At 38.7% G+C, this 17,682-nt stretch carries 15 protein-coding genes and 1 pseudogene; 7 read left to right on the forward strand and 9 right to left on the reverse strand.

Going from position 1 to position 17,682, the window contains the following annotated elements:
• Position 1: 1 nt before the first annotated feature.
• Both NSMS1_RS21590 and NSMS1_RS21595 read right to left on the reverse strand, forming a co-directional pair.
• Positions 2–541: a type IV pilin-like G/H family protein gene (locus NSMS1_RS21590; protein ID WP_224086788.1), complete on the reverse strand. Its 540-nt coding sequence runs from the start codon at positions 539–541 to the stop codon at positions 2–4.
• Positions 542–878: 337 nt separating this feature from the next.
• Positions 879–2,207, reverse strand: a complete 1,329-nt coding sequence (locus NSMS1_RS21595) for a class I SAM-dependent methyltransferase (protein WP_224086789.1) — start codon at positions 2,205–2,207, stop codon at positions 879–881.
• A gap of 353 nt (positions 2,208–2,560) precedes the next feature.
• Here NSMS1_RS21595 and NSMS1_RS21600 point away from each other — a divergent pair, with 353 nt between their 5' ends.
• Positions 2,561–3,757, forward strand: a complete 1,197-nt coding sequence (locus NSMS1_RS21600) for a murein transglycosylase A (RefSeq protein WP_224086790.1) — start codon at positions 2,561–2,563, stop codon at positions 3,755–3,757.
• Between the two features lie 109 nt (positions 3,758–3,866).
• Here the strand turns inward: NSMS1_RS21600 and NSMS1_RS21605 are convergent, their stop codons facing one another.
• Entirely contained in the window at positions 3,867–4,307 is a 441-nt protein-coding gene (locus NSMS1_RS21605) for a hypothetical protein (protein WP_224086791.1), read from the reverse strand.
• A gap of 285 nt (positions 4,308–4,592) precedes the next feature.
• Between NSMS1_RS21605 and NSMS1_RS21610 the strand changes: the two genes are divergently transcribed.
• From NSMS1_RS21610 to NSMS1_RS21625, 4 genes are all read left to right on the forward strand, one after another.
• Entirely contained in the window at positions 4,593–4,748 is a 156-nt protein-coding gene (locus NSMS1_RS21610) for a hypothetical protein (protein WP_317986524.1), read from the forward strand.
• Positions 4,749–4,951: 203 nt separating this feature from the next.
• On the forward strand, positions 4,952–5,917 hold the full coding sequence (locus NSMS1_RS21615) for a TauD/TfdA dioxygenase family protein (protein ID WP_224086792.1): 966 nt from the start codon (positions 4,952–4,954) through the stop codon (positions 5,915–5,917).
• Positions 5,918–6,123: 206 nt separating this feature from the next.
• The gene (locus tag NSMS1_RS21620) at positions 6,124–9,567 is read left to right on the forward strand and encodes an AAA-like domain-containing protein (protein ID WP_224086793.1); all 3,444 of its coding nucleotides are present in this window, start codon (positions 6,124–6,126) and stop codon (positions 9,565–9,567) included.
• Between the two features lie 69 nt (positions 9,568–9,636).
• The gene (locus tag NSMS1_RS21625; protein ID WP_224086794.1) at positions 9,637–11,991 is read left to right on the forward strand and encodes a C1 family peptidase; all 2,355 of its coding nucleotides are present in this window, start codon (positions 9,637–9,639) and stop codon (positions 11,989–11,991) included.
• A gap of 87 nt (positions 11,992–12,078) precedes the next feature.
• On the opposite strand, the gene NSMS1_RS21630 is transcribed toward NSMS1_RS21625, so the two are convergent.
• Positions 12,079–12,747, reverse strand: a complete 669-nt coding sequence (locus tag NSMS1_RS21630) for a class I SAM-dependent methyltransferase (protein WP_224086795.1) — start codon at positions 12,745–12,747, stop codon at positions 12,079–12,081.
• A gap of 63 nt (positions 12,748–12,810) precedes the next feature.
• Here NSMS1_RS21630 and NSMS1_RS21635 point away from each other — a divergent pair, with 63 nt between their 5' ends.
• Together NSMS1_RS21635 and NSMS1_RS21640 are read left to right on the forward strand one after the other, a co-directional pair.
• Positions 12,811–13,218: a hypothetical protein gene (locus tag NSMS1_RS21635; protein WP_224086796.1), complete on the forward strand. Its 408-nt coding sequence runs from the start codon at positions 12,811–12,813 to the stop codon at positions 13,216–13,218.
• Positions 13,219–13,313: 95 nt separating this feature from the next.
• Positions 13,314–14,087, forward strand: coding sequence for a hypothetical protein (locus NSMS1_RS21640; RefSeq protein ID WP_224086797.1), 774 nt, complete (start codon positions 13,314–13,316; stop codon positions 14,085–14,087).
• An 85-nt stretch (positions 14,088–14,172) separates the two neighbouring features.
• On the opposite strand, the gene NSMS1_RS21645 is transcribed toward NSMS1_RS21640, so the two are convergent.
• The 5 genes and pseudogenes from NSMS1_RS21645 to NSMS1_RS21665 form a co-directional block, all read right to left on the reverse strand.
• Positions 14,173–15,012, reverse strand: a complete 840-nt coding sequence (locus tag NSMS1_RS21645; protein WP_224086798.1) for a restriction endonuclease — start codon at positions 15,010–15,012, stop codon at positions 14,173–14,175.
• A gap of 124 nt (positions 15,013–15,136) precedes the next feature.
• A pseudogene (locus NSMS1_RS21650) lies at positions 15,137–15,358 on the reverse strand (DUF433 domain-containing protein); the annotation flags it as partial.
• Between the two features lie 51 nt (positions 15,359–15,409).
• The gene (gene miaB / locus NSMS1_RS21655) at positions 15,410–16,774 is read right to left on the reverse strand and encodes a tRNA (N6-isopentenyl adenosine(37)-C2)-methylthiotransferase MiaB (protein WP_224086799.1); all 1,365 of its coding nucleotides are present in this window, start codon (positions 16,772–16,774) and stop codon (positions 15,410–15,412) included.
• A gap of 145 nt (positions 16,775–16,919) precedes the next feature.
• Positions 16,920–17,243: a XisI protein gene (locus NSMS1_RS21660; RefSeq protein WP_224086800.1), complete on the reverse strand. Its 324-nt coding sequence runs from the start codon at positions 17,241–17,243 to the stop codon at positions 16,920–16,922.
• Positions 17,213–17,677 carry a XisH family protein gene (locus tag NSMS1_RS21665; protein WP_224086801.1) on the reverse strand — a complete coding sequence of 155 codons (465 nt, stop codon included), beginning with the start codon at positions 17,675–17,677 and terminating at the stop codon, positions 17,213–17,215. Before NSMS1_RS21665 ends, NSMS1_RS21660 begins: the two co-directional genes overlap by 31 nt.
• Positions 17,678–17,682: the final 5 nt, after the last annotated feature.

The following is a 17,682-nucleotide window of genomic DNA, read 5'->3' on the forward strand; positions in this document are numbered from 1 at the left end:
TTTATCTAGACAAAGAAACGAAGTTAGCCGCACATGCTGTATCGAAAGCGTTAATAGCAGCTACTGTTGTACCGGGAGCAGCTGTCTCACAAGCTATTGCTACGGTTAAGGCTTCAGAAGTAGCACCACTTCCTAATTGTGTGCCTACTAAGCCATAGTATGATTTAAGCGCAGGTTTAATAGCTCGTCCTCTAAATTGAGCAACGTTAGAAGCTGTACCGTTGTTAGTTTGGATATCATACTGATAGTTATCTGATGGTGTTCTAATCCCTACTTGTAATTCAGAGAGGTCAGTGGCAAATCTTTGATATTCTAAGAAGAAAGCTTGTTGAGAACGGTTAGCTGTACCTACGTAGTTTCTTGCTTCTGACTGTTTAGCTTTGTTGACCTGACCAAGTAGCGAAGGTAACGCGATCGCAGCAAGTACACCGATGATAATTACAACTACTAGCAGTTCAATTAAGGTAAAACCTTCTTCTTCTCTGTTCTTACGATTGCTGAGGTGGCTGAGGAATTTAGCTTGCAATTCTGGCTTGAGCATTGGTTTCTCCTGAAGTTTGGGATATGTAGAAGGCGATCGCTCTTTTCTACAAACAACTTACCCACTGGTTATTGTTGATCTATCACCTGAGTAAAAATTTTTTTGCTAAATATCTAAAATAAGTAGATTTACGAATAGATATATTATTGCTAATAGAAAAGCAGAGTTATCTCCTGTTTTCTACTGAGAACCTGAATCAGAATCACATTAACAACCAGAAAAAGAAATTATGCTTATATATAAAGAATGACCCGTATAAGCGAGTTTTATCTGGGGTTAATAAGTGATTGGTTTTCGTTAAGCAAGGAATTAAACAATCATCAGTATTGAGTTAAACTCAAGTGGATGTTTCCAGCATTAAGTAACCACAGCCTGCCAATATCAATACAGTTTTCTGAACAAAACTAAAAGCTTGGTCTACTTCGGTTGGTTTTAAGGTTAACGGATTTAAAGGTCTAAATTGCAGCCAATTTTGTACTAAATCCTTGATTAACTGAGGTTGATTTAACAAAGGTAGTAAGCAGATTGCCATTGAACTATCAATGTAAAATGATTCTTCAACTATAGGTAAGTATTCCCTTGTAGAAAATACTTTCCCCTGTGTTATACAACTTGCTAATTCTTGCTCAAATTTTTTAGTTTTTAATTGAGGATGTAAATGTACCTTGGCGATTTGCCAATCTGCATCAGTCCAGTCAGCAACGGATAAATAATTATGTGTTTGTTCAGGATTTCCACACCAAAAGTCTAATAAACGATGAATAGGATTTATTAATTCAAATAGCTGTAACTGCTCTTGCAATGAAGTTTCTGGTAAGCCTATTGCCAAAAAAGCAGGTAAATTTTCTGGCTCTTTAAACAAACTCATCAAGTCCCATTGTTGCCAGTTTACCATACTAATAAACTCTAAGCCTGCTGCTTCTAACATGGTGAATGTATCAGAAACTGTATAACCTTTATCTCCTTGTAATAAATAATTCATTAAAATGTTTTCTTTACCATCTTCTCCTTCAAATAGCTGAGAGTAAGCCTCTGTTTTTAGTAGAGTATTCTCTTTTAATGAAGTCATTATTGCCCGAATCATTTCTATTTCAAAATCTTCAGTATTATTATTACTGAACCCCATAATTTGAAACAATTTTTGAGCACGATAAAATGGCGTTCTCTGGTAGACACTATGTAGATTAGTACGAATAATCCCATCGGGTTGGAGAACAGATTTCATTGCTTTTAGTGCTAAAGCAGGTTCCGGTAAAGTATATAAAACTTCGTCACAGTTAATATAATCAAATTGGCAATTTAATTTTTCTAAATCTAAAATTGATAAATTATAAAATTCCGCTTGATCATAACCATGATACTTTAAACGTTGTTCAGCCAATTCTATAGATTTTTCAGATATATCAATACCAACAATTTTTGCGCCCGGATTCGCTGCTGCTAAAATTAAGGCTTTAAATCCACTCCCACATCCTGCATCTAAAATGATTTTATCACTAGTATCTATGACCTTTTGATTTCTTAAATAGTAAGAAGTGATTAAATTATGTTTATAAATTTCATAAGGACGATTTTCAGGAAAAAAATCGATGGGCATATTAGGATATGGTAAGCGATCAAATTGCTGGCGGATTCTCTCAAATATTTCAGTCGGTAAATTATTCATTTGAATTAACCATAATACTATTTTCGTTGCATACAGCTTATAAAGGTTTAAGCTATGAGTACAACTGAGTGATAGTATTCCCGAATAGTTGATGTTAGTAACAAACTTTCTCGAAAATTGCCGATCGCAATTCCACACATCCAGTACAAAACTTCTTACCCAATCTATAATTTACGTGTATTTACTAGTAAACTGCTCTTGGGAATAAAAAAACAGGATTTATCTCCTGATATATACTGAACAGTCTCATCAAACCAAGTAGCGCAGGGTGCGATCGCTACAGTGTATTGCGGAAACTAAAGCTGTGGGTTACTGTCCTAATGTTTGATATATAAAAAGCTTGAGATATGAGTATGAGAAACAAGCTGGCTTTATTTTCCCTTAGTTTAGGAATCACCTTTTTTAACCCAGTACAAATTGCTGTGAGTCAGGTATCACCCACAGTCGCGCCTTTAAAACTTGTTGATATTGGTACTAACTGCACTCCTTCCCGTGCTTGTTTAGGTTGGGATGAACAACTATTTATAGGTCATGGAAGCCTTAAAAGCGATCGCGCCGGTCTGTTACGCTCAATAGATAATAGTTTGCGTTACCTAGAAACCCCAAAAGCAGCAGCAGCATATAGTAACTACCCCATCAAAGGAATTACCCTTGATAGAGTGCGGCGGAGTTTGCAGCGTTTTCGTCAGTTGGTAGCTACAGCAAAATCACCAGCACAGTTACAAGCTGCGGTGCGGCGGGAGTTTGCCTTTTACAAGTCAGTTGGTAATGATGGACAAGGTACGGTCAAGTTTACTGGCTACTATGCGCCGATTTACTCAGCCAGTCGTGTACGCACTGCACAATATAAATACCCTATCTATCGAGTACCACCAGATTTTGACCAATGGAGTAAACCTCACCCCAAGCGCATTGATTTAGAAGGGGTAGATGGTTTGTTGGGAGATAAAAGCCGATTACATGGCTTAGAGATGTTTTGGTTACGCGATCGCTTTCAAGCATACATGATCCATATCCAAGGTTCTGCTAAACTCAAGTTAACTGATGGGACTCAAACCAGTGTGGGTTTTACAGGCGGAACAGATTACCCTTGGACGAGTATTGGAAAGCTACTATTTCAAGATGGCAAACTAACCAAAGAAGAATTAAATATGCCTGGGATTATTCGATACTTCCGCAAAAATCCCCAGTCGATGAATAATTATCTCCCACGCTGGGAGCGATTTATTTTCTTCAAAGAAACCAAAGGCGAACCAGCTACAGGTAGTATCGGCGTACCTCTTGTACCAGAACGTTCCATTGCCACCGATAAATCTATTATGCCACCAGGGGCTTTAGCTGTAATTAATGCTATATTCCCTTATCCTGGTCAACGTAACCAATTGATTCAGCGCCATGTCAGCCGTTTTGTCTTGGATCAAGATACAGGTAGCGCCATCAAAGGCCCTGGCAGAGTCGATTATTTCCTCGGCTATGGCGACTTAGCAGGCGATCGCGCAGGTGTTACTGTGACTGCTGGTTCTATATATTACTTGCTATTGAAAAAGTGAATTAGAGGTTGGGGAGTGGAGAGTAGGGAGTGCTGAGTAACTATTTCTCCCCCCTCTCCCTCATCTCCCACCCTTCGGGAAGCAAGCTACATCTTCCCCATCTCCAATCCTACCTCGCCTGTTGTCGCAGATATCGCCCATCCAGCCCTTGCTTAATCCAACTGAGACATTCGTACTCAGATTTGAATAATTTGGGTGCAGCAATGTTATTCAATAAATCTGGTGGGTAGTGGTCATAAAAGTATCTATCATTTTCATGAAAGACAACAATTAAATTATTGCGATAAATGTAGCGTGATTGAAAGCTATCTTTATCACTAACAAAATCAGCGTTTTGGTCAATATGCTCTTTTGCTATTTCAATGATATTGCTAATGCTATTACCGTAAATTTTGGCTGGGTTTTCAGCTTTATGTAGTTTACTTTCTCGACCAAATTCTGACAATAGTTTATAGGAATAGATTTCATACCTATCTGCTTTGCCAAAAACAAATGGAATGATGAGATATCCTTGATATGAAACTGAATTTTCATAAAGAAGACGACTCATCTGAACCTCCTTTGATATAACGGCTTAAACAAAAAGCACCTCAGCAAATACGCACTAATAATTAACGCCTTTTTGCTAATTAATGCTTGGCGTTATTGGCATCATGCGTGTAATTTTGCCAAGAGGGGTGTAACCCCCTATTTGGTTGATGATGGCTTTTTATGTCTTATCAGACAAGGATTACAAAATTCATTATTACTCTTTTTTTAATTACTCAGGACGAAATAGGCGAGGAAAATTAAAAAATAATGTATCTATCAACAAGATGCGATCGCCTCCGGTGGGGTGCAGCTCATCGTACCCATAATTCTGATAGAAAATGAACGGCGTTGGGATGAAGCTTTTGCGCGTTCTTCAGATTTACTTGCTAAATTAGCATCTGAGGCGATCGCTGAATATTATGCAGGCAAAACTCAAGATTTAGCTCAAAATAAATTGTGAAATTACCTTATAAAATAAGGGCTTTATGCTGCGAGTCTTTCCAATCTTATAGTATTGTAACAACAAAATACGGTAAATCGGTAAACTTGCAGTAGAATAATTTTCAGCTAAGAACGTTTCTTTGTTGCTTACGCCTGATGGCAACACACCAAAGGAAACTGGCTTTGCAAATAGCCTCTATAAATCAAACTCAGGAGAACTAAATGGGTTACAAGCACATTGAAGTTAAACCTACATCTGGTTTTACTGGTGCGGAAATCAGTGGTGTAAACCTTTCCACTCATCTAGAAGATGAAGTCATCGCAGAAATTCGCAAAGCATTATTGAAGTGGAAAGTCGTATTCTTCCGCAATCAAAATATTGACCATGCTGCCCAAGTGGCGTTTACATCTCGTTTTGGCGAAGTAACCTACGCTCACCCCCACGAGGACGAACCCATCGCAGAACATCCTCAAATTCTACCAATTGACCGCAGCCGCTACGAACGCAAGAATGGTTTGCGTCGTTCCAGCTACGAAAGCCGTTGGCACACTGATGTCACAGCAGCCGTTAACCCACCTGCGGCTTCAATTCTCCGCGCAGTTAACGTTCCTAGCATTGGTGGTGATACACAGTGGACTAACTTAGTTGCAGCTTATGAAGGTTTGTCTGCACCCTTGCGTGAGTTAGCTGACAAATTGAAAGCCGAACATCGTTTCAATGCACGTTTACGCATACCCAGCAACAGCAAACTGGCTCAACGTATTGCGGCTAATCCTATAGTTTCCGTCCATCCTGTAGTGCGTGTCCATCCAGAGACAGGCGAACGTGCATTATTTGTTAACCCTGGTTTCACTTCTCACATTCTGGATGTGTCACCACAAGAAAGCGAATTGCTGCTTGAGTTGTTCTTCAACCAAATTACCAAGCCAGCATACACCACCCGCTTCCGTTGGCATAACGGTGACATTGCCTTCTGGGACAACCGCGCCACTGCACACTTAGCTCCTCAAGATTTAGATCATATAGAGGTTGAGCGTGTGCTGTATCGCACTACCATCACTGGTGATATTCCTGTGGGAGTTGACGGTTTCCGCTCACAAATAGTTGAAGGCGAGATATTTAGCAGCGAATTACCAACCGTCTTAAAGAACAAAACAGAGAAAGTTGCAGAACCAGCGCTTGCTTAGAATTGTCAGTGCAGAGTAATGAGTCAAGATTATACTTAATACTCTGCACTCAGTATTAAATGAATCCTGTTTTTTAATGGCAAACTGTGTTGCTACAACATCCAGTAGAAAAGTAAGACGAAGTTTATTAAAAATATCTGGCTTTATTGGGTAATACAGCATACAATTATCCATCAGTATTTTATAGAATCTAAAAGAGTTAACTGATGGGTGTAACACCTCGTCCCAGCTACGGATATCAAGTAGGGGGCAGTTTAGTAGTTGATGCGCCAACCTACGTTAGACGACAAGCTGACCAAGACTTATACGAAAGCTTGAAACGAGGAGATTTCTGTTACATCCTTAACTCCCGACAGATGGGCAAATCTAGCTTGCGGGTACAAACCATGCAACGCTTGCAACTGGAAGGGGTTGCCTGTGCTGCCATTGACATCACTGAGATTGGTACGGAAGATATCACCCCAGAACAATGGTATGCGGGAATAATTGACAGTTTAGTAAATAGTTTTGATCTTTACACTACCTTTGATTTGAATGATTGGTGGGTAGAGAATGAATTACTTTCACCTATACAAAAATTAAGCAAGTTTATTGATACAGTACTTTTAAAAGAAATTATTAGTAATATCGTTATATTTATCGATGAAATTGATAGTATTCTCAATTTGAAATTTCCTTTAGATGACTTTTTTGCAGTTATTCGCAACTTTTATAACCGACGCGCAGACCAAAAAGAATATAATCGCCTCACCTTTGCCTTAATTGGTGTTTCCACTCCCTCAGATTTAATTAAAGATAAAAGACGCACACCTTTTAATATTGGTCATGCAATAGACTTGACGGGATTTCAGCTTGCAGAAGCGCAACCATTAGCTGAGGGATTAGCAGCTGTTGGCGATCGCCAAGAATTACTCAAAGTTATTTTAGACTGGACAGGAGGACAACCGTTTCTGACCCAAAAGCTATGTAAATTAGTGGTGGAATGCGGTAAAGAAAAAGAGGAAGAATGTTCCATTGCACATTGGGTAGAAGAGGTAGTGCGATCGCGTATTATTGATAACTGGGAAGTACATGACGAGCCAGAACATTTAAAAACTATCCGCGATCGCATTTTACGTAGAAACAGACAAAGTAGTGGACGATTGTTAGGGTTATGTCAGCAAATTTTGCAGCAGGGAGAGGTTGTAGCTGATAACAGTGCTGAACAGGAAGAACTAAGTCTAACTGGGTTAGTAGTCAGGCGGGATGGGAAACTGCGAATTTATAACCGCCTATATGCAGAGGTATTTAACCTGCGATGGTGCGAAGGAGAATTAGCAAAACTGCGTCCCTATGCTGGGCTTTTAAATGATTGGGTAGATAGTCAGCGTCTAGATGAGTCACGTTTATTACGAGGAAAAGCACTAGAAGATGCTCAAGCTTGGGCAGCAGATAAAAGTTTAACTGATTTAGACTACCAATTTTTAGATGCTAGTCAACAGCTTAAAACGCGGGAGATTGAGAGGAAATTTGAATTAGAAATCGCAAAACAAAAAGTCGCAGCACAAAAGCAAATAACTAGAAATGTAATTGCGATCGCATCTATATCTATAACTCTTATCTCTATCACTACTATTATTGCTTTAATCCAATGGAAACAAGCAGATAAGCAACAAATCCAAGCATTAACCACCTCTGCTAATGCAAAATACATCAGTAATCGAAATACTTTTGATGCCTTAATAGATGCTCTCAGAGCAGCAAGAAGGCTTAAAGAGTCTATTTGGTATGGAAACGATACTGTACTGCAAAAACAAATTACGGATGTGCTTGGTAATGCAGTTTATGGAGTCAGAGAAAGCAATATCTTAGAAGGGCATCAAGGCTATGTGATGCAGGCTCGGTTTAGCCCTGATGGCAAGCTAATAGCTACTGCCAGCTACGATAATACTGTTAAACTTTGGAACTCAGATGGCAAAGAAATTTTAACTATACCCCACACTTCGCAACTTATAGATGTCAGCTTCAGCCCTGATGGTCAAATCATAGCAACTGCCAGTAGAGATGGAGTAACAAGACTGTGGAATTTGCAAGGAAAGTTGCTTGTACCTCTTAAAGGACATAAAAATGACGTTTTAAGCGTGCGTTTTAGTCGGGACGGAAAGATAATTGCTACCGCTAGTACAGACAAGACTGTTAAATTGTGGTCGTTAAATGGCAGACTGCTAAAAACTTTAAATGGACATAGCGCATCTGTCTTTGATATTAGTTTCAGTCGTGATGGCAAAATTGCTACAGCTAGTGCCGACAAAAAAGTAAATCTTTGGGATGCTCAAGGTAAGTTAATTAAAACTATGAACGAGCATCAAGCTTCTGTGTTGAATGTAAATTTTAGCCCAGATGACAAAACTTTAGTCTCTGTTGACAAAGATGGAACATTTATTTCCTGGAACTTAGAAAAAACTCAACTACTCACCCAACGCTTAATACATCCAGCAAAATTAAGTACTGTTGCTTTTAGTCCTGATGGTGAAATCATTGCCACTGCAACTCAAGACGGAACTATCAGACTTTGGAGTAGTCGAGATTCGACCTTACTAGAAACTTTAAATGGACATAAAGGTGGAGTCACTAGTTTAACTTTTAATCCCCAAGGTAATATCCTTGCCTCTACAAGTTATGACAAAACAGTGAAACTCTGGCAGCTAAATGACTGGCTGACTAACTTGAGTGGGCATAAGGAAGCAATCTTGGCTGTTGACATTAACCCCAAAGGCTACATAATAGCAACTGCCAGTAGAGATAAGACAGTAAAATTATGGAACTTCCAGGGAAAACAACTGAAAACACTGGTGGGGCATACTCAAGCCATTAATAGTATAGTTTTCAGCCCGGATGGGCAAATGATTGTTAGTGGTAGTGATGACTATACTGTTAGGCGATGGAATTTACAAGGACAGGAACTCACTCCACCCCTGATAGGACATAAAAAATATGTTATTGGTGTTGCTGTGAGCAAAGATAATAATACAATTGCCTCTACCAGCCTTGATGGTACTGTAAAACTGTGGACTCGCCAAGGAAAACTGTTAAAGACTCTGACAGGCAAGATTACAAAAGGCTCAAGTGTTAGTTTCAGCCCCAATGGCAAGATTATCGCTGCTGCTAGTCGAGGTACTGGCACGGTACAACTCTGGAACGGGGACGGAAGTAGCTTACGTGACTGGAAAGGCCACAACGCCTCGATTTACAACGTCCGCTTCAGTCCTGATGGTAGAGTTATTGCTACTGCCAGCGAAGATAATACAGTGAAGTTGTGGAATCTGGATGGCCGTGAAATCAAGCCTTTAACAGGGCATACTGCGGCAATTTGGGGTTTAGATTTCAGCCCCAACGGAAAAATGATTGCTACAGGCAGTGATGATGGTACAGTTAAAATATGGTCAGATGGAGGTGTTCCCCTTTTAACCATTACTGGCGATCGCGCTCCTTTTAACGCAGTAAAATTTAGCCCTGATAGCAAAATCCTAGCTATTGCTAGTTCAAACAGAACGGCAACGCTTTTAAATATAGACAACTTAAGCCTAGAAACATTTACTTTGCGTGGATGTAGCTGGTTAAGGAACTATTTAAAAAACAACCCAAAAGCTCCTATTGATATTTGTAAGTAAATCAAACTGTAGCTCATATTTTAATGGATAAAATTAACACTTAATTATAAATAAATTTAAAATAAAATTATGGAAAGTAACAAAAATCAGCAAAAAAAACGGTTATCGACAAAGAAAAGTTTGGGCTGGATTCCAGATTATCCAGACCTACGAGATTATCATTTAGAGGAAGAGGGTGTCAAAAACCAACTTACATTCAAAATAGAAGAAAGAACTCGTGGTCTGGAAAAAATGATAGAAGCTATGGTAAGCTTCATTGCTGATACCTCAAGTTGTACGCAAGAAGAAAAAATAAATGAATTTAAAAGAAGGATACTTGGAAATATAGGATTTGCCAAAATTAGAGTACATAAGTTATTAATCAATGAGCATGAGAATACAGAACTAGATAAGAAATATCCTCCTAAAAGAATTGATTATCAAAGTATACTTTCAAAACAAACGACTGAATTAAAAACATACCTTGCTATTCTAAAAATGCAAGAAAGAATGCAAGAAAGCGCAAGTAATCCAGAAAATCCAAGTCGCATAAATTTTTGTTCTGTGTCAGAGGTTGTGAAATGGATAAGAGATGAAAAATATGATGAAGATACTAAGTCGCTTGTTAAGGACTTCCAAAAGAGTTCAGGGATTCTTGATGATGGCATAGTTGGATTAGAAACTTACATAACTTTAAATGAATACTTTTCAAAAAATCAGACATTAACACAATCTGAAGCTCCAAATAATAAAGTTAAAGGTTTATCGAAAATAAAATTTTTCTCTGTTACTTCATTAATTTCTCGAAAACAGTTTGTAACAATACTAAGTATTTTTCAATCGAAAGTAATAGAACAAATTGAGAACGAATATAGTAAATGTACTAATAATAAAAAGATTTTTGAATATGTTTTTTTAAAAAAAATAGATGTAGAACCATCTCTATTTAAAAAAATATTTGAAGGAAAAGAAAGTTTAGCAGGAATTAAGGAATGTATTAGTGAAAAATGTATTTGCGATAAAAATAGCGACATACCTCAATCCGAGGATATAGTAACATTATTACAAAATTCATCTGTAACTGAACCAATATTCTCAGTTATATTAAAAATAATTTCTCCTTTATCTCAATGGAATAATCTAACTTGGGAAGAAGTGATACAACAAGGTTTTGACAAGTTTGAAGAAATCGTTAATGATAGTCAACAGCATCGTAGCTCTAATAATTCAAACATAGAACCTGGGTATTCTGAAACAGAACTAATAGAAAATGCAATTTCTCAAACACTATCTCTTATTAAATTAGAACTTTCTTCTATAGAAGATACAAAAAACAATACGGTTATATTCTTATACTTTTTGCTCAAGAAGTATCTAAATAGATTTAAAAAATATATTTCCAAAGCGGAAGCAGAAATTAACCAAGAAGAGAAAAATAACATTTTTAATAAAAAAGAAGTATTTGAAATAAAACTTTTATCTAATGATGAGTTCATACCTTCAAATTCAGACGAAAAGGAACCAGACAAAGGAGAAGAGTTATTTTCTAGTTTAGATTTACATATACCAGTAGTCATGAGTGACGTTTATCTAAGAGAGTTGTCACGATTGCAAAAAGAAAAGAACTCATCGAAAAAACTCTATTTTCTTCTTCCTACAGTAATTGATTTGAGTTTTTGGTGTTCTCCAGTTCGCGACCAAGGATCGCTGAATTCTTGTACTGCTTTTGCCGCGATCGCCCTATTAGAGTATTTTGAAAATAGAAACTTTGGTCAGATAATAGATGCTTCTCCTTTATTTCTCTATAAAGCTGCACTTAAAAAAATGAAGGCTCAAGGAGATGCGGGAGCATCTATCCGGGAAACAATGAAGGTTTTAGCTTTATTTGGCGTGCCACCTGAAGAATCTTGGCCGTATGAAGAAGATAGATTTGATCAAGAACCAGAGCCTTATTGTTATGCCTATGCCCAAAATTATAAAAGCCTCAAATATTTTCTTCTAGATTATGCTGGTATTACGACAGAAAGTCTTTTGTTTCAAGTTAAAGCGGTTTTAGCTGCTGGCTTTCCTTGTATTTTTGGCTTGACACTTTACACCTCAGTGTATGAACAAACCAACTATGAAAAAGGTTATATCCCATACCCAGATGCGAATAAAGATAAGGTAGTGGGTGGACATACTGCCGTTGTAGTTGGATATGATGATTTTAAATTTATCCGGTGTGCTAATCGTGAATCCTACTCAAGAGGTGCTTTCTTAGTTAGAAACTCCTGGGGTACTGAATGGGGAGTAAATGGTTATGGATGGCTTCCTTATGACTACGTTCTCGCCGGGCTTACATCTGCTTGGTGGTCATTACTAAAAGCAGAGTGGTTTGATGAAAGTAATTTTGGCCCGGCTAGACAAGGAGGAGAGGGCCAACCTGATAACCCAAAAGGCGGTTAAAATTCTTAAACTCATTTCTCAAGTCCTACAAAAATATTGAGTAGTCAGTGGTGTAGAAGTTTCATTAACAACTGACTACTAAACTAACTAAGAATTACGCTTCAATGCCAAGGTTAACCCATCGCCAATAGGAACTAGAGAAAGTGTAACCCTCTCATCATCGTGCAGTTTTTGATTTAAAGCGCGGATGGCTTGGGTACTTTCATCTTGAATTTGATCATCTGCAACCCGTCCAGACCATAAGACATTATCAATAGCAATTAAGCCACCAGGACGAACTAATTGCAAGGCTCGTTCGTAGTAGTTATCATAATTTTCCTTATCTGCATCGATGAAGGCAAAATCAAATGTTCCAGCTTGCCCATCGGCTAGGAGTGCATCTAATGTCACAACGCCAGGGGCTAACCGTAAATCGATTTTATCAGCTACGCCTGCTTGCTGCCAATAACGCCGCGCGATCGCAGTAAATTCTTCACTCACATCACAAGCGATAATTTTGCCATCCGCAGGTAGCGCCAAAGCTACAGAGAGTGAACTATAACCAGTAAATACCCCAACTTCTAGAGTTTTCTTAGCTCCTAATAACTGTACCAAAAGCCTCATAAACTGCCCTTGTTCTGGAGATATCTGCATTCTGGCGTTGGGATGGTTAGCAGTCTCTTGACGCAATTTCCAGAGGATTTCCGGTTCTCGTACAGAGGTATTTAAAAGGTAATCGTAGAGTTGTTTATCAAGTCCGATAGTCTGCGCTGACATACTTTGATGAGAAAATTGTAGGTATGTAGGGCTATACTATCGCTGAACTTGATAAAAAATGACATGATGCGATTATTTTTTACAGCAGTATTACTGATATTATTAGTAGGGTGTAACAACATTGGCTTATTACCCACTAGCGAGTTAGTGCAGAAAGCGATCGCTCTTCAGCTAGAACAAACTCAACAACAACTAAACCAACAGCTTGACTTAAATTTTCAAGGCTTTAAAATTCAACACCTGAAAATTCGCCAAGAACAACCCCTGACAATCCAGAATTTACCCACTTTCCGAGTCTTGGGAACCTACGACTTAACATTTCAACTACCCAAGAGACAGTTAACCAAACTGCAACAACCCTTTGATGTTTACCTGCAAATTCAACAAGAAGGTAAAACTTGGCGATTATTGCTTCCAGATAAGGGTAGTAAAGATACTGAAAAAGTTTGGCGTAGCTATCTTATTCCATAGAAATTATGTGCAAATAGAAAAAGCATCACAGATTTCTTTGTATAAAAGCTTAAGTATAGCCATGATGAGATTAATTCTATTTGAGGTATGGCTATATGTATGCGTACTTTTTTATAAGTTCTATCACCGGAATTGCAGTTACCGTACTGGTAGCTTTTGGCTTACTACAATGGTTACATATACCTGCGGGTAGCTTTCTTGATTGGATAATTGGTGGTGCGAGTTTTTGGTGGTTATTGGTAATTGTCACTGTACCTTGGAATATTCATTTTCAAGCTAAACAAGTTTTAGCAGAAGCTGCACAGTCAAGAGAAAGAGATATTGCTGTAGACGAAAGACAAGTGCGATATGTCCAAAGTTTAGCCAAGCGATCGCTATGGGTGGCTTTGGGTTTACACTTGTTCTCAACCATTGGTCTTTATACTCTCGCCGCTATGGGAATTAGTCCTGTAGGTTATATCAGTTCCGGTGCAGCTTTATTATTAACAATTCTCAGACCAGCAATTCGTGCTTATGAGTATATTTATGCACGATTGACAATGATTAGCCAAGATTGGAAATATCCACGGGAAGATATTGTGGAACTCCGCAATCGCTTTGTTGAATTAGAAGAAAAAGTTAGAGTTTTGGAAGACCAATTTAACTTAGAACAACCCTATTCTTTAGCCGCAACCCAACAACGTTTTGCTGATGAAACTCGTAAAGATTTAGCAAAAATTGGGGCTAATTTGGAAGAATTACGAGCGACAAATAATAATGAACATGAGCGATTATCTAGAGAAGCACGAAATGCGATCGCTCAACTTTCTACTGATGGGCAATTCCTTGATCATGTGCGGGAAATCATTCGCTTTTTTAAAACAGCTTGAGATGAACCAGTGATGGCTTCTTGGTTAACAATTGTGTAAATAACGCTCCATATCTTCCATATTTAATATTGCTTTGAATTGAATCTCAAATTTTTGCAAACCAATCAGTGTCAACTTCAACAGACTCAATCATTGTTATCTTCACACCAAGTCCCAACTCTTTCAAACGTTGAACTAGTTGCTCACCATCTATTAAGTCAATTGGGGGTGCGCCGTCTCGTGTAGCTTCTTTAATGGCATCTCTAGTGAAGGTTCCAGTCGTAATGAACAAACCTTTATCAGTACGCCCTTGCATTGCTCCTCGAAAATCTCTAATTTGACTCGCTGTAACTGAACCTTGATAACGTTTGCATTGGAAGAGAACATGAAAGCTCAAAAAACCACTCAGACGAGCAATACCTACACCATCAATACCGCCATCACCGGATTTACCAGTAACTTGTACCTGTATAAATCCTGATTCTCGCAGTAATCGCTGTACTAAACGCTCAAACGCATTAGGCTGTAAAGATGACAGTGTTTTATGAAGTTGTTCATGCCATGTTACTTCTTCTAATGCTGCTGTAGTCACAATTGATTCATTAGAAGATTCTGTTGGTGTCGGCTTAATTTTTTCGGCTTCACGAACAGTCTTGACGATTTCTTTAGTATCCAATTTGTCCAGATTTATGGAAGTTGATATCAATGACCATATCCCTCGCGCAGAGTTTTCTATCAGTCCATACTTTTTTAAATAAGTACGACTCCAAGCTAGTCTATATTCAACTTCACTTTGTGACGTAGTGCCATGAGGTATTTCAAGTACCTTGTCAGGCAAATTCAAAATCTGCACAACCTTGTCATATATTTCTTCGGTCGTACCAGAACCGCCTAGAATTTGTAAAGCTTGTACAGTAGGCAATAGCATTACATCAAACGTAGGCATTGACGAGGAAGAACGCTTCATTTAGGGGATGTTGAGTAACCTGAAATTTTGTTTTGTTGAATAGAATAAAGATTCTACTCAAGACCTTGAAGTATAACCTCAAAAAGATACAAAATAAAAGAGATGCCGGCAGAATGAGATGATTCAATTTACAAGCAGCATATGTGAGTACGGCTTTTAGGTCATCCATTTCTAAATCAGGCATTTCTGCTAAGATTTCCTCGGCACTAAGACCCACCGCCAATAAATCAAGCACATCTGATACCCTAATTCTCATACTCCGAATGCAGGGACGGCCACCACACTGTCTAGGGTTGACTGTGATTCTTTGCAATAAGTCTGACATTAAATTAAGACTCCACAAACTATTACTTCCAGTGTGGTGGTGTACATCCTTTTAAACTGGCAACGCCTGACGCAATTCTATCGGTTCACCTGTCAAACTAAAAGCGCGAACTTCGTTAATTTTCACCTTAACTAATTGCCCTTTGAGTTGGTTAATATCTCCGGTAAAGAAGGTGAGACGGTTTCCGCGTGTACGTCCCATGACTTGGGTTTTATCTTTGAGGTTTTGGTCTTCTACTAAGACTTCTTCAATGCGTCCCATGTAACGCTGCGATCGCTCGGCTGCTTTTACATTAACTAAATGGTTTAATCTTTGTAGGCGATCGCTTTTTACTTCTTCACTCAGTTGATTTTCCCACAATGCGGCGGGTGTGCCTGGACGGGGTGAATAGGCGGCTGTGTTTAATTGGTCAAACCCGATATCATCCACCAGTTTCAAGGTATTTTCAAACTGTTCTTCTGTTTCTCCAGGGAAACCGACAATGGCATCAGCGCTAATCGAGGCATCTGGCATATACCGACGAATGGTATCAATAATCCGGCGATATTTTTCGTGGGTATAACCCCGCGCCATTGCTTTTAATAATTGGTTATCCCCAGATTGAAACGGTATATGGAAGTGTTCGCAAACCTTGGGTAACTCTGCACAAGCCTTAATTAACCTCTCCGTAAAATAACGAGGGTGGCTTGTAGCAAATCTTATTCTCTCTACTCCTGATACATCATGGACGTAATATAGTAAGTCTGTAAAAGTGTGTAGGTGTCTTCCTTCGGGTGTTACTCCTGGTAAATCTCTACCATAAGCGTCAATATTTTGACCAAGCAAGGTAATTTCTTTATAACCTTGCCGTCCCAATTCTTCCATTTCCGCGCGAACAGCTTCTGGTGTGCGGGACTGTTCCACGCCGCGCACGTTGGGAACTACGCAATATGTACAACGTTCGTTACAACCGTAAATCACATTTACCCAAGCTGTGACGGTGCTATCTCGCCGTGCCTGGGTGATATCTTCCATAATATGCACGGCTTCAGTCGCCACAACTTGATTCCCAGCAAACACCGACTCTAGTAAATCTTTGAGGCGGTTGGCGTGTTGTGGCCCCATGACTAAATCTAATTCTGGCACACGCCGTAATAGTGCTTCGCCTTCTTGTTGGGCAACACAACCAGCTACAACTAAGGTTAAGTCTGGTTGTTCGTGTTTGCGCTTGGCTTGTCTACCAAGGTAAGAATAGACTTTCTGCTCGGCATTATCGCGGATAGTGCAGGTATTGTAGAGAATTACCTCTGCATTGTTGGGATCTTCACAAAACTCAAAGCCCATGTCTTCTAAGATGCCAGCCATGCGCTCTGAGTCGGCTTTATTCATTTGGCAACCGAAGGTAGTAATGTGGTAGCGGCGTTTAGAAGTGGTCATGGGCAATTATGCTTGGTTAGCTGGATGTTAAATATGCTTTGTCTTCTTCTCTATTCTATTAAAGTATAAATAGAGTAACTGTAGTGAAAAACCATCTCTTTGCTTTCTGTTGTACCTTAGTTGTTATTGATGGCTAGAAAATCCTTTACGCCGTCAATAGAACATCTTCCTCAGCCATAAAACCTAAAATAATTTTTTCTTCTAGAATACCTTTGGCTATTAAATCGGCAGTAATTCCCGCTTCCATGCCATCGTATTCTATCCAAACCTTGCCGTCATGTAGGGTAACATAAATTAAGTTACCTCTCACCCGTCGCCCTCTATCCCAACCAACCTGCATTAAGGCATAACGGTCTTGGGTTTCATCAAATACGGTATCTAATCTGATATTTCCATGCGATGGTCGCAACTGGGCGTATTGTGTAATAACTTCTTTCACTATTTGGCGATGATAAGCGGTGGTATCCATTGTTTTATCTCTGCTTTATTAATATCTACAATAATCAATTTTAAGGGTAAGTTATTAATCACAAGTTGTCCTATCTCTTCTCTAAAAATTTCTTCATAGATGATATTGGTTGTAGCCAAATATACTTCACGTCCAGGGTCAACTTGATTGAGTAATAAACTATAAAGAACATACTGACCAATCGCTTGTTCTAAATCCCCAATCACTGATTTATTTTTAAAGTCTTTTATTTCTATTGCAATTCGACTATTGTCTCTTTCTGCACCAATAAAGCCACCCTGAAGATTATTAATTTTATTGTGTTTACTAGCTCCAAGGTCTACAAATAAAAACCTTTCCCCGTAGGAAATCACATAAGGATCAGCAGTAATATTCCAACCATCTTTTATGATTGCTTGTTTAACAATGTCATGAATTGCATCTCTTGGCGGCACTAGTT

It is taken from the genome of Nostoc sp. MS1, from assembly GCF_019976755.1.
Classification (GTDB): Bacteria; Cyanobacteriota; Cyanobacteriia; order Cyanobacteriales; family Nostocaceae; genus Trichormus.

Coding starts and splice junctions, on each gene's coding strand:
- NSMS1_RS21660 (WP_224086800.1), bottom strand. CDS start 17,243: ATGGATACCACCGCTTATCATCGCCAAATAGTGAAAGAAGTTATTACA.
- NSMS1_RS21605 (WP_224086791.1), bottom strand. CDS start 4,307: ATGAGTCGTCTTCTTTATGAAAATTCAGTTTCATATCAAGGATATCTC.
- NSMS1_RS21620 (WP_224086793.1), top strand. CDS start 6,124: ATGGGTGTAACACCTCGTCCCAGCTACGGATATCAAGTAGGGGGCAGT.
- NSMS1_RS21600 (WP_224086790.1), top strand. CDS start 2,561: ATGAGAAACAAGCTGGCTTTATTTTCCCTTAGTTTAGGAATCACCTTT.
- NSMS1_RS21625 (WP_224086794.1), top strand. CDS start 9,637: ATGGAAAGTAACAAAAATCAGCAAAAAAAACGGTTATCGACAAAGAAA.
- NSMS1_RS21640 (WP_224086797.1), top strand. CDS start 13,314: ATGTATGCGTACTTTTTTATAAGTTCTATCACCGGAATTGCAGTTACC.
- NSMS1_RS21590 (WP_224086788.1), bottom strand. CDS start 541: ATGCTCAAGCCAGAATTGCAAGCTAAATTCCTCAGCCACCTCAGCAAT.
- NSMS1_RS21615 (WP_224086792.1), top strand. CDS start 4,952: ATGGGTTACAAGCACATTGAAGTTAAACCTACATCTGGTTTTACTGGT.
- NSMS1_RS21595 (WP_224086789.1), bottom strand. CDS start 2,207: ATGAATAATTTACCGACTGAAATATTTGAGAGAATCCGCCAGCAATTT.
- miaB (WP_224086799.1), bottom strand. CDS start 16,774: ATGACCACTTCTAAACGCCGCTACCACATTACTACCTTCGGTTGCCAA.
- NSMS1_RS21645 (WP_224086798.1), bottom strand. CDS start 15,012: ATGCCTACGTTTGATGTAATGCTATTGCCTACTGTACAAGCTTTACAA.
- NSMS1_RS21630 (WP_224086795.1), bottom strand. CDS start 12,747: ATGTCAGCGCAGACTATCGGACTTGATAAACAACTCTACGATTACCTT.
- NSMS1_RS21635 (WP_224086796.1), top strand. CDS start 12,811: ATGATGCGATTATTTTTTACAGCAGTATTACTGATATTATTAGTAGGG.